At 56.6% G+C, this 12,593-nt stretch carries 10 protein-coding genes; all 10 read left to right on the top strand.

What is annotated here, in order from left to right; translation table 11 throughout:
• The first annotated feature begins 34 nt into the window (after positions 1-34).
• The 10 genes from ACHZCJ_RS03110 to ACHZCJ_RS03065 all read left to right on the top strand — a co-directional run bounded on the left by ACHZCJ_RS03110 (position 35) and on the right by ACHZCJ_RS03065 (position 12,507).
• On the top strand, positions 35-2,266 hold the full coding sequence (locus ACHZCJ_RS03110) for a TonB-dependent receptor (RefSeq protein WP_321323807.1): 2,232 nt from the start codon (positions 35-37) through the stop codon (positions 2,264-2,266).
• Between the two features lie 22 nt (positions 2,267-2,288).
• On the top strand, positions 2,289-2,684 hold the full coding sequence (locus ACHZCJ_RS03105; protein ID WP_321323805.1) for a 2,4'-dihydroxyacetophenone dioxygenase family protein: 396 nt from the start codon (positions 2,289-2,291) through the stop codon (positions 2,682-2,684).
• Positions 2,685-2,694: 10 nt separating this feature from the next.
• Positions 2,695-4,563 carry an AMP-binding protein gene (locus ACHZCJ_RS03100; protein WP_321323804.1) on the top strand — a complete coding sequence of 623 codons (1,869 nt, stop codon included), beginning with the start codon at positions 2,695-2,697 and terminating at the stop codon, positions 4,561-4,563.
• A 248-nt stretch (positions 4,564-4,811) separates the two neighbouring features.
• Positions 4,812-6,050 carry an HlyD family secretion protein gene (locus ACHZCJ_RS03095; protein WP_321323802.1) on the top strand — a complete coding sequence of 413 codons (1,239 nt, stop codon included), beginning with the start codon at positions 4,812-4,814 and terminating at the stop codon, positions 6,048-6,050.
• Positions 6,047-7,642: a DHA2 family efflux MFS transporter permease subunit gene (locus tag ACHZCJ_RS03090; protein ID WP_394700018.1), complete on the top strand. Its 1,596-nt coding sequence runs from the start codon at positions 6,047-6,049 to the stop codon at positions 7,640-7,642. Before ACHZCJ_RS03095 ends, ACHZCJ_RS03090 begins: the two co-directional genes overlap by 4 nt.
• Complete coding sequence (locus ACHZCJ_RS03085; protein WP_321323799.1) at positions 7,642-9,093, top strand: efflux transporter outer membrane subunit; 1,452 nt, start codon at positions 7,642-7,644, stop codon at positions 9,091-9,093. The genes ACHZCJ_RS03090 and ACHZCJ_RS03085 overlap by 1 nt, the downstream gene beginning before the upstream one ends.
• A gap of 220 nt (positions 9,094-9,313) precedes the next feature.
• Positions 9,314-9,997: a TetR/AcrR family transcriptional regulator gene (locus ACHZCJ_RS03080; protein ID WP_159642541.1), complete on the top strand. Its 684-nt coding sequence runs from the start codon at positions 9,314-9,316 to the stop codon at positions 9,995-9,997.
• Positions 9,998-10,298: 301 nt separating this feature from the next.
• Positions 10,299-11,561 carry an integrase arm-type DNA-binding domain-containing protein gene (locus ACHZCJ_RS03075; RefSeq protein ID WP_321323797.1) on the top strand — a complete coding sequence of 421 codons (1,263 nt, stop codon included), beginning with the start codon at positions 10,299-10,301 and terminating at the stop codon, positions 11,559-11,561.
• Between the two features lie 70 nt (positions 11,562-11,631).
• The gene (locus ACHZCJ_RS03070) at positions 11,632-11,919 is read left to right on the top strand and encodes a hypothetical protein (RefSeq protein ID WP_321323795.1); all 288 of its coding nucleotides are present in this window, start codon (positions 11,632-11,634) and stop codon (positions 11,917-11,919) included.
• Positions 11,920-11,928: 9 nt separating this feature from the next.
• On the top strand, positions 11,929-12,507 hold the full coding sequence (locus ACHZCJ_RS03065; protein WP_321323792.1) for a hypothetical protein: 579 nt from the start codon (positions 11,929-11,931) through the stop codon (positions 12,505-12,507).
• The last annotated feature ends 86 nt before the right edge of the window (positions 12,508-12,593 follow it).

Below are 12,593 nucleotides of genomic sequence, written 5' to 3'. Positions count from 1 at the left end.
CAAGATGGCTCACCGTTCAGGAGAAGGAAGAACAATGAAGAATTTATGTCGCGCAACCCTAGCTGCATCCCTGGCATCGGTTTCATTGCTAGCCCACGGCACAGCGCTGGCTCAGGCCGTGCCGGACAATGTCGATACCGACGAGCAGAGCGGCGGCGTCAATGTCATCGTCGTCACGGCGCAGAAGCGGGCGCAGAATTTGCAGGATGTGCCGGTGTCCGTGTCCGCTTTCGATACGCAGATGATTGCCGACTCCGGGTTCACCAACAGCCTTTCGATCGGCGACCAGGTTCCCAATCTTGAGATCAAGACGTTCGGTGGTGTCCCGAATATATTCATTCGCGGCGTCGGCAATAATGATTTCAACAGTTCATCGATCGGTCCGATCAGCGTGTATCGCGATGACGTCGTGGTGGCATCCACCGGCAGCCAGATTTTCTCGCTGTTCGATCTGGAACGGATAGAAGTCGTCCGTGGCCCGCAGGGCACATTGTTCGGCAAGAATGCCACCGGCGGTGCGATCCAGTTTTTCTCCAAATTGCCAGACGACCGGTTCGAGGGGAACGCCCGCTTCGGCTATGGCCGTTTCAGCCTGTTTGAAGGCGAGGTGGCCGCATCGCTGCCGATCACCGACGGATTCTCGGTCCGGATCGCCGGCATGGTTCGCAAACGGGATGGCGAAAAATTCAACCGGTTCGACGGCACGGACGCGATCAATGTCGACGAAGCTGCGGCGCGCGCGATTTTCCGCCTGCGCCCCGGTCCCGATACCGATCTCCGGCTGACCGTCGGCGGGGGACGGGATCGCAGCGACTATCTGGAAAACAAGCCGGTGGGTACGATTAACGGAGCCGATCTGTTCGGCTATACCGATCCGTTCCCCAACGATGAGCGCTTGCTCAATTTCAACGGCCTTTCACGCAATCATTCGGACAATGTCTTCGTCAATTTCGTCGCGCAGCATGATTTCGGCGACTGGTCGATCCGCTCCCTGACCGGCTATGACAAGAGCGACGTCGACAATGGCGTGGATGTCGATGGCGGGCCGTTCCGGATCGATGAAATCACCTTTTTGACGGATGCCGAACAGTTCACCCAGGAATTCCAGCTGTCCTATGACGACGGCACCCTCAATGCGATCGCCGGCCTCTATTATTTCTACGAGGATTTTGACGCGCGTAGCAATGCCGATCTGCTCGGCGAACTGACCTTCGCCCAGGGCCCCTTGCCGGTGATCACCCAGGCCACCCGCAAGAACAAGGCCTATGCCGCCTTTGGCCAGGCAACCTATTCGGTATTTCCCGAGTTGCGCCTTACTGTTGGCGCCCGCTATACGATCGACAAGGTCCGGTCGACCCATCAGGCCGACCTGGTTTCCGGATTTTTCGATGACGATATTGCCAATGGCGATCCCATCCCGCTGGTACCATTCGCCAGGCTCAGCGATTCCTACAAGTCATTCTCCTGGCGGCTTTCGGCAGATTATGATGTCACCGATGACGTGCTGGCCTATGTCAGCGTTGACAAGGGGTTCAAGGCCGGTGGCTTCAATATCGGGATTATCACCGATATCGCGGAGCGCACACAGGTCGATCCGGAAACCCTGATTTCCTACGAAGTCGGCTTCAAATCGACCCTGTTCGACCGCAATCTGAGATTGAATGTCGCGGCCTTCTATTATGATTACAGCGATCTGCAGGTCCTGTCGGTCAACACACAGGCGGGCAGCGCCGTCCCGACCCTGGGCCTCGACAATGCCGCCGATGCGAAGATCAAGGGCATAGAAGTCGAGGCGTTTGCGACGCCGACGAACTGGCTCGATCTCGGCCTGAATTTCGGTGTCCTGGATGCCGAATTCAAAAATTACCAGTCCGGGGCGATTGATCCGGTTTCCGGCTTGCCCCGGGATTTCTCCGGTAACAGCATGCCGGGCGCGCCAAAATTCACCCTCTCGGCCAACGCCCAGGTTACCGTGCCAGTCGGACGCTTCGAAACGCGCTGGCGGGCCGAATATAATTATACCGGCAAGAAATTCTACAACAATGCCGAGGACCCTCTGATCAGTTCCGGAGAGGGCTACGGGCTGCTCAATTTGCGGGCCTCGCTATCCGATCCTGACAACGGCTGGGAACTGGCGGCCTGGGCCAAAAATGTCACCAACAAGGCCTATATTGTCGATGCGACCGATCTGCGCGGTTTCGGTTTCGTGCCGCGCTATTATGGCGAACGGGCCACCTATGGCGCCGAACTCCGGCTTACGTTCTAACCCCAGAAGACAGGATTTGACCATGGATATTGTGCCTGAACTGCTGACCACATCCGGAGATATTGGCTGGTCCAATCTGGTGGAGGGAATCGATTTCAAGCTCTTCTTTGCCAGCAAGGAGACGGGCAGATGGACAGTGCTGCTACGCTGCCAGCCAGGCAGCTTCTTTCCCCGGCACCGTCACCTCGGCGCGGGAGAATATTATGTGGTCAAGGGCAAGATGGAATATCGCATGGGCGTGGCGCTCGAAGGCACCTATGGTTATGAGCCGCTGGATGTTATCCACGACCACACGGCTTTTCCGGAATATACCGAGCTCTATTTCACCAATCATGGCCCGGTCGTTTTTCTCGATGACGAAGACAATGTGACATCGATATTGGATCATTCTCTTTTAACCGAGCTGTCGAACGGATAAGCTGCTCCCGATGCATGAATATGAAAAGTCCATAGCGGATAATATCGCCGATCCGGATCGTTTCTGGCTGGAAGCCTCTTCGGAAATCGACTGGATTGCAGCGCCGACGATCGGCTGGGACGAGGACAGCAACAGCTGGTTTCCCGATGGCCAGCTGAACAGCTGCTATAATGCCGTGGACCGCCATGTCGACGGGGGCAGGGCGGACCAGAATGCGGTCATCTACGAAAGCCCGGTTACCGGACGGCGGCAGACATTTACTTATCGCGAATTGCAGGCGGAGGTTGCAAGAACCGCCGGCATGATCGCGGCGCAAGGCGTGGGGAAGGGTGACCGCGTGATCATCTACATGCCGATGATCCCGCAAACCCTGTTCGCCATGCTTGCCTGCGCGCGGATCGGCGCAATACATTCGGTCGTGTTCGGCGGTTTTGCCCCGCCGGAACTGGCGAAACGGATCGATGACGCCGAGCCCAGATTATTGCTCACCGCATCTTGCGGAATAGAAGGCCAGAAAGTCATTCCCTACCAGCCGCTGGTGGTCGAGAGTCTGGCGCAGGCCCGGCACCCGGTGCCAGCCGTGCTGCTGTTCCAGCGCGAGACTTTGCGCGCCGACCTCGGCGATGGCTGGGCGCAGGACTGGTCGGAACAGCTTGCCAAGGCCAAGCCCGCCGAATGCGTTCGCCTCATGTCCTCCGACCCGCTCTACATCCTTTATACATCGGGAACCACCGGAACGCCGAAAGGGGTGGTGCGCGATAATGGCGGACATGCAGTGGCGCTCGAATGGAGCATGCGCCATGTCTATGGACTGAAGCCCGGCGAATGTTTCTGGGCGGCTTCCGACGTCGGCTGGGTGGTCGGCCACAGCTATATTGTCTATGCGCCGCTGTTCGCGGGTGCCACCGTGGTCCTCTATGAGGGCAAGCCGGTGGGCACGCCGGATGCCGGGGAATTCTGGCGGGTTATCGAGCGAAACCGGGTCTCGGTATTTTTCACCGCTCCAACCGCCATCCGCGCCATTCGCAAGGAAGACGAGGATGGCGCGCTCTATCCGGCAAGCAACTTGCCCTCGCTCCGGGCGGTGTTTCTGGCCGGCGAACGCGCTGACCCGGACACGATAAAATGGCTGGAAAAGCGTACTGGGCGTCCGGTTATCGATCACTGGTGGCAGACGGAACTGGGGTGGCCCGCGCTGGCAACTTGTGCAGGTCTGGGTGATGTGCGCCGTAAAGCCGGCAGCGCGGGTTTCCCGGTGCCCGGTTACCAATTTCATGTGCTGGACGACGATGGTAAGCCTGTATCCGGTGAAGGGGTGGGCAATATTGTGATAGAATGCCCCTTGCCACCAGGCTGCTTCAAAGGACTCTGGAGCAATGACGAAGGCTTTCAAAAAGCCTTTGCATCTTATCCCGGATATTATGAAACTGGTGACGCAGGCTTTTGCGACGCGGATGGATTCATGCACGTGATGGGGCGAACCGATGATATCATAAATGTTGCCGGGCACAGGTTGTCCACCGGTCAGATGGAAGGCGCGCTGGCTGAGGTTGACGGTGTGTCGGAATGCGCGGTGATCGGGGCCGACGATATGCTGAAAGGGATGATCCCGGTTGCTTTTGTTGTCGCTTCCGGACAGCAAAGTGAAGCGGAACTGGTCACCGCCTGTATCGCGCATGCCCGATCTGAAATAGGAGCTGTCGCATCGGTGAAGACCATCCATGTCGTTGGCGCATTGCCGAAAACGCGCTCGGGGAAAATTCTGCGTTCGTCGCTGCGCTCGATTGCCAATGGTCAGAACGTCACCATGCCCAGCACAATCGAAAATCCTGGTGCAATTGAGGCGATACTAGCCCAGTTGGATGTTTCCGACCATTAGCGGTTCGTAGATCGAGCCCGCGAAATCCAGCGCAGCGGCTTGAGGGCAGGGGGATATTGTGCCTACGACCTGTTCCCGGCCTCATCTCCTGCTACGATCCCGATTCTCATTTCGAAGCGATGTGACGGACACTATCGATCTCGGATTTTTTGCCCGCTGCCATCACTAGCCCATTGACATAGCGATAGCGAACAGCCAAATGCGCAGAAACTTAATAGAACGATACCGTTTCGTTTCGGGAATTATTAATGACAGAAACCCCTCTTCAGACTTCCTCCCCCTCTTCCCACACAAGAAATTCCGACAGTCCGGTTGATGAGAACCAGCTGCGAGGCGATAGCCCGGACGTAGACAGCGATTCCGCACCGGAGAACCAGTCGCAGGATGATCATGCTCCCTCGGTGACCGATCGTTCCTGGTTTCGCCCGTTGCTGATCGTCATCGCAATTGTGGCTCTGGCTTTTGGCGCGTATCAATTCTGGCTTTACCAGACGGTTGGAAAATATCAGGAATCAACCAATGATGCCTTTGTTACCGCAGATGATGTTGCGATTTCTTCGAAACTTTCCGGCTTTGTCGAAAAAGTCGTGGTGGCGGAAAACGCAACGGTCGACGAGGGGGCATTACTCGTCCAGATCAGGGCATCAGATTATGCAAACCGGATCGATGCCGCCGATAGCCAGATTGCCCTGGCCCGCGCCAATGAGGCAGTTACCCGGTCGAATATACGCGAGGCGCAAGCTGCGGTTACGGCCGCCGAAGCGGAAGTCGCTTCGGTCCAAGCCCGGATACAGTATCTCGAGCAGCAGATTAGCCGCTACCGGCCGCTGGTCGCTTCGGGAGCAGAACCTTCGACCCGTCTCGACGGTTTCACAACCGAACTTGCCCAGGCGATCGCGGCACGGCGAGGCAATCAGGCTGCGGTAAATCAGGCCCGGCAACGGGTAATGTCCCTGCAAGCCCAGACGGGTGCGGCCCAGGCCCAGATCCAGGCCGCCCGGGTGGATCGCAGCCGCGCCCGGGACGATCTGTCCGATACCAAGCTGACGGCACCGGTGGGCGGCCGCGTCGGCAGCCTGGCAGCGCGTGCCGGTCAGTTCGTCCAGCCGGGCCAGCGCTTGATGACCATCGTCCCCACCGGCGATATTTATGTGACGGCCAATTTCAAGGAAACGCAGATCGGACTGATGCGGCCGGGCCAGCCCGCCTCCATTGTGGCTGATGCGCTTCCGGGTGTCGAGTTTCGCGGTGTGGTCGAAAGCATCACGCCGGGAACGGGCGCAAATTTCTCGCTGATTCCTCCCCAGAATGCGACCGGCAATTTCACGAAAATCGTCCAGCGTGTGCCGGTCCGTTTGCGGATCGAAGCGGGGCCGGAATCGCGCCGCATTCTGGTGCCCGGCCTGTCGCTGGAGGTTTCTGTCGACACGAGATCAGGGCGCGATTCCCTGGCAGCTATTGAGCGCGAGCAGGCTGGCGACCGGTGAGCGCTGCCGCATCACCTCCCGCCGACGGTCTGACGACGTCAGGCTCCGCACCGTCACCGGAAAAAGCCGATCTGGGTGCGTGGATGGGTGTCGCCGCCGGGGCACTGGGATCTCTGATGGCGACGCTCGACATTTCGATTGTCAACGCCTCGCTTCCCACCATTCAGGGCGAAATCGGTGCGTCTGCGTCGGAAGGCACATGGGTGGCAACCGCCTATCTCGTTGCCGAAATCATCATCATACCGCTTACCGGCTGGCTTGAACGGGTCTTCGGATTGCGCCGGTTCCTGCTGATTGCGGCAGTCCTGTTCACGGCGTTCTCGACTATGTGTGGCCTGGCAGACGATCTTACGACGATGATCATTGGCCGTATCGGTCAGGGTTTTACCGGCGGTGCGATGATACCCACGGCGATGACCATTATTGCCACCCGTTTGCCGCCTTCGCAGCAGCCAATCGGAACCGCTCTTTTCGGTGCGACGGTGATCCTTGGGCCTGTTCTGGGGCCATTGCTAGGGGGATGGCTCACCGAAAATCTTAGCTGGCACTATGCATTTTTCATCAACGTTCCCGTCAGTGCCTTGCTGATCGGACTACTCATATTTGGCCTGCCTGACCAGAAAATGAATCTCGAGGAACTGAAATCGGCCGACTGGCTCGGCATTATCGGCATGTCGCTCGGTCTGGGCGGACTCACGGTCGTGCTGGAGGATGGACACAAGGAGCAATGGTTTGAATCCGCGCTGATATGGCAGTTGAGTATCGTCACGGTAATCGGCTTCGCGCTTCTGGCATTTGGCCAGTTCACGGCAAAAAAGCCGGTGATAAAACTGGCGCTCCTGAAAAACCGCGAATTTGCAGCAGTGTCGGTGCTCGCATTGATCCTGGGCGGCGTTTTATACGGAACCTCTTACGTCATTCCCCAATTTCTCGCCGCCATAGCGGATTACAACGCGCTGCAGGCTGGGCAGGTCGTCTTTCTCTCCGGCGTTCCGGCGCTGCTCATGATGCCCCTGGTGCCGCTGATGATCCGCACCATCGATCTGCGGCTCGCCGTGGCGCTTGGTTTTGGACTGATGGCCTTTTCCTGCTTCTGGGATGCTTCGCTTACAGCACAATCGACCGGCGCGGACTTTACGGAAAGCCAGTTGATGCGCGGCGTTGGCCAGATATTAGGCTTCATGTTCCTCAATCAGGCGGCGATCAGCGCGGTCGATGTCGATGATGCCGGCGATGCAGCCGGCGTGTTCAACGCCGCCCGCAATCTCGGCGGCTCGATCACTCTTGCCTTGCTGGCAACCGTTCAGGACACGCGCTGGGAGCTTCATCGCTGGAATCTGCACGCGAACCTGCAGGCCAATGATCCGGCAACGCAAGGGTGGTTTGCTTCGCTTGTCGAACAATATGGTGGCGGGACGGAAGGCATGACGGCCGCTTTCCAGATGATCGACGCCACCGTGACGCGCGAGGCGCTGGTGATGGCTTTTAACGACGAATTCTGGTTGCTGGCCATCGGCACTCTGTTGGTGACCACGCTGGCAATCTTCCTGAAACCGCTGCCTAAGGGGCAGGTCAATATGGCAATGCACTGATGACAATTTCCAGCATATTCAAAACCCTTTCCAAAAGCCTTTTGCTCTCGACGGCTCCGTTGGCAGTCGCAGCCTGTACGACAGTCGGGCCTGACTATTCCGGTCCGCCGGAAACGGCGGGGCAGAGCACCGCGCGTGGCGCATTTTTGCGCGCTCCGGATGAAACTGTGCCGCGCGCACCGGCTGCGGCCTGGTGGGAGCAGCTGGATGATCCGGTGCTTACCGGATTGGTAGAAGAAGCGCTTACTAACGCACCTTCTATCGATGTGGCACTTGCACGGGTTGCGCAGGCGCGTGCGGGATTGCAGTCGGCGCGCACCAATGCGCTGCCAGCAATCGGGGCGTCAGCATCCACCCCCTATATCAACATACCAGCTGAGCTGGTGGATCCGGAGAGTAACCGTGACCGCTTTACCGCGGAGAGCCTGAGCCTGGGCTTCGACGCGAGTTGGGAGCTGGACTTGTTTGGTGGAAACCGCCGCCGGGTCGAAGCCAGCAATGCGCGTTTTGAAGGGAGCCGGGCCAGTCTCGCCGATGCGCAGGTTTCGCTATCGGCGGAAGTTGCCAGAGTTTATGTCGGTTTGCGCGCTCGCCAGCAAATGAAAGCCATGTTTGCAGAGCAGTTGCGGATTGACCGTCAGCTGCTGGCCTTCGCCCGACAGCGTTATAAGCAGGGAACCGGCACCTTGCATCCGGTGGAGCAGTGGCGTGGACAGGAAACGCAAACTCTGGCTGAAATGGCGCGGAACGATATCGAGATCACGATCGCGCAGGACCAGTTGGCCGTTCTGGCAGGCAGGGAGCCGGGAGCATTTGATATTTTGCTGGCCGCTGAAACTCCGGTTCCGCTGCCGCCGGATCAGGTTGCGATTGGCTCGCCGGCAGATATGTTGCGATTGCGGCCCGATATTCGTCAGGCGGAACGTAATCTAGCTGCGGCCAATGCCGATATCGGGGTCAACGTCGCAGAGCTGTTCCCGAAAATAAGTTTCATCGGATTGCTCGGGCTGGGAAGTGATTCCATCGGCGATCTTTTTGACCCGTCGCGGCTGATCGGTCTTGCCCTGCCGCGTCTGAGCTGGAGTGCCTTTGATGGCGGGCGTAGCCAGTTACGGGTTGATGCAAGCCGGGGCGCTTTTGCCGAAGCAGAGGCCAATTACCGCGCAGCCGTGCTCGGCGCACTGGCGGACAGCGAAGCTGCTCTGGCCCGGTTTGGCGGTACGAGAATAGCCTTTGGTCAGGTGCTCGAGGCCGAGGCTGCCGCCCGGCGCGGGGCGGCGCTGGACCAAATGCGTGCCGAGGCAGGAGCGATAGCACGATCGGATGCGCTGGCTGCGAACCGCGATTTGCTGCGTTCTCAAATGTCTAGTACGTCGGCGCGGGCCGAGCTTGCGGAAGCCTATATTGCCGTAAACAAGGCGTTGGGACTGGGTTGGCAGCAGGCCCCGTAATGGTTTCAGGGAAAATGATGCCGAATCGTTGGATATTGACACCGCGCTTCTGCGCTCTAATGATTGATCCGATAGCCGCAAAAGCGGAGAGGATCAAAGGGCATGGAACGGCGAGTAACGCTTTTGGAAAGAATATGGGCGTCTTACTTGAACGGTTTGACGCTTTCCTGTGGTGCCGATTGCAGGCGGCATCGCGATCGTTTCCTTCGGGGACGCAATCGTGACAGATCCGAAAGATCAACCCGAACCGGTGCAAACGAGCACCAAAACTGACGATATGGATGTCTGTTCCGTCATTCGCGCCGGTCGTCCGAGCGCCGAAGATGCCGAGGTTCTGACCGATCGTATATTGCAGGCAAGCTGGGAATTGTTGCTCCAGATAGGGTTTGAGAATTTTTCGATCGACAAGCTCGCCAAATATGGGAGATTTGGCAAGCCTACCATCTATGCCCGTTTCCCCGGCAAGGCGGAACTTCTCCGCGCGGTTCTGATGAAAAATATCAAGGAACGCACCCGGGGGTTGTTCGAAGGCGTCACGCATCATCATATCGACGAGGCTATCCCCGCTCTATGCTCAGATGGTGTGGAGTTTTATCATTCTCCGGAAGGGCGTCTGATGGAAAGGCTTATCGACTGGCTTGATATCGAAACGGAGGACGGCGGTGCTTCGATGCGGGGATGGAGTGCAGAAGTGGCGATCCACGATATCAGCGAATTGCTGGAGCGTGCTGTTCAACGGGGAGAAATCAGGATGAGCGAGATCAAAACCGCGTCGCTCTTTCTGATGGAAGGGATTTGCGGACATGCCCGTCTGGCTGAAGTGCAGGACAAGTTCGACCGGGAGCCGCATCTGCAATGGGCAACCCGTTACTGGGCAATGATCAAGAAGACGTTCTGCTTCTGATTCTCCGTGTGCGGGCGCAGCGATCTCGATCGCATCGGCGTCCAGGGAAAATATTGCCTCCGGATTGCTTCCTTGTGGTCTTTGACGCCCGTTTCCTCGTTTCGCAGGCACGTGACCTGTCATCTGGAATTGCCGATGAAAAATGGCGGACAGGGTGACCGCCTAACCTGAATGAAAAACATAGGCCTATAACCCATTATATCCTTAGAATTGTGGGATATTTCCCCCGCGCCTTTATCATTTCATACCTTGTTAAATCACAATTGTTCTATTATATTGTGGACATAAACGAGGATACAACATGGCAAAACTAACACCGCTTGAAGTTCAGCACGCGAAACCAAAATCAAAAACAGCGCCTCTCAAGCTGAGCGACGGAAACGGATTATATCTCACCGTGCGGCCAGGCGGATCCAAGCAGTGGTCGCTTCGAGTGGTAATGCCGAACCCAGAAGGCGGGACGGGAACATCGAGGGAATTTGGCTTGGGCGGCGCTGATGTTCTCAAGTTGGCGGATGCTCGTGAGAAAGCCGCCAAATGGCGCGCGCTGGCTAAACAGGGTATTGATCCAAAAGCCCAAGAGCAGCAGAATCGCCAAGCAGCTGCGGAGGTGCAGGAGCGAATTGGTAAAACCTTTCGCGACGTAGCCGAGGAATGGCTTGACCAGATCGAAACGCAATTCAAAAACAAAAAACACCGGCAACAGTGGCGGAATACTCTGGCGACGTACGCCTATCCGACATTGGGGAAAATGTACCCCAACGATATTTCAGCGCGTCACATCATGGACGCCGTCAAACCCCAGTGGACGACGAAGAGAGTGACCATGCAGCGGGTGCTGAAACGCATCAACAAAGTTCTGAATTTTGCGAATGCACGCCAGTATCGTGATTTTCCTGCTCCTGAAGCCGAGATCATGATCGACTTGCTCGGCAAGCCGCGCCCCAAAACAAAACACCATGCAGCGGTATCGATCGATGCCGCGCCAGAAACGCTTCGTAAAATTCAGGATTCGGACCAAACAATGGGAAGGCTTGCGCTGCAATTCGCAATCTACACTGCCGCGCGCGCAAGTGAAATTCTGTTCGCTCGCTGGTCTGAAATCGATTTGACAAAAAAGACATGGACCGTGCCAGAAGACAGGATGAAAAAAGAGAAAGAGCATGTCGTGCCGCTGTCGCGCCAAGCGCTGGAAATTCTTGATGAAGTTATGCCATTGAAAAAAGGCGATGACAGCTACATTTTTCCATCACGCGGCGGATCCTCTCTGTCGAACATGACGATGCTCAAGGCTCAGCGAGTGGCTGCAAAAGGAACTACACAACATGGATGGCGGTCCACGTTCCGCGATTGGGCGGGCGAACGCACAGAATTTAAGCGGCTGATCATTGAATTGGCGCTGGCGCACGGCCTGAAAGACAAAACCGAAGCATCTTATCACCGATCAAATTATCTAGAGCAACGCCGACCAATGATGCAGCAATGGGCGGATTACCTGAACAGCAACATTGCAACAGTATCGAGCCTAGACGCAGCCAGAGAGGCGAAAGCACTGGCTGGCTAACATGGGACCAGCAAGGCGTTCTAGCGCCAAGCTGGGCCTATCACACTGGCAACCATGAAAGGACGCCAACATGAATAACGTAACCATTACCCAGAACGCCTGGCAACAGGAAATAAAGGCCGTTGAAGGGCTTAGGGCCCTGATGGAAGACACTCCATTAGGAGCGACAAACGAAGATGAAATCGTCGATCGATATGCTGATGCCCGCGACAGTCTTATGGGATCGCCGGCACCGGATTTAGGTGCGGCCGCCCAATGGAAGCTTTCGATCGTGCACCAGCAAGTCCGTGATGGCATGGTCGTCAAGGCAGACGTCGAAGCCTTACTCGATGATATCAAGCGTCTCGCCGCGAATTAAGGGCTTTTCATGACTCCAGAAGATTTCTCAAGCATCAATAATTTCGATGTTTATGCGGCTTTCGCTTTGACGGACAAGGATTTGCCGGCAAAACTTTTGAGGCTTCTCCGAAGCAATGACCAGATTGATCCGGTGGTCAAAGAGCTAATTGCTGACGCCATTGAGAGGGAAGGCGGCGACAATAAAAGTGTCGAGCCCCGGATCGAGATAAAGAATATTGGGCAACGAAAGCGGGCAAACATCACCTATCAATTGAATCTGCTGCGGCAAAAGGCTGAAACGGGACGAACGATTCAGCGCATGATGGATGAAAAAGGTTGGACGCAGACGAAAGCGATAAAAGAAATCCTAACCAAGGAAATGGAGGAGAGCGCGAGTCCTGACCCGAAGGAAGGAGAGAGGACCTATTTGGACAGCCATAGATACTACAAAAGAATGATCAAATGGACCAATGACATAGGCAATATGCCGTTCGCGGCCCAAGGCAGAATAACCGACAACTGGCCAGGCTCCAGCGCTGCCTGTGAAGATTTCCATTTTAGCGTTGGAATGATCCCCGTTAGGCAAAAGATGATGCGTAAAGGCTAAGTTACGCTCGAGTTATTTTTTTGGCTTCCTTATAACTTAGCAAATTTTGGCCCAATTCCACGGAAGCAACCGCTACCGAAAGGAAT

It is taken from the genome of uncultured Parasphingorhabdus sp. (assembly GCF_963677535.2).
Taxonomy (GTDB): Bacteria; Pseudomonadota; Alphaproteobacteria; order Sphingomonadales; family Sphingomonadaceae; genus Parasphingorhabdus.
The sequence above is the reverse complement of the archived record's forward strand: the minus strand, read 5'-3'. Positions and strand labels throughout refer to the sequence as shown.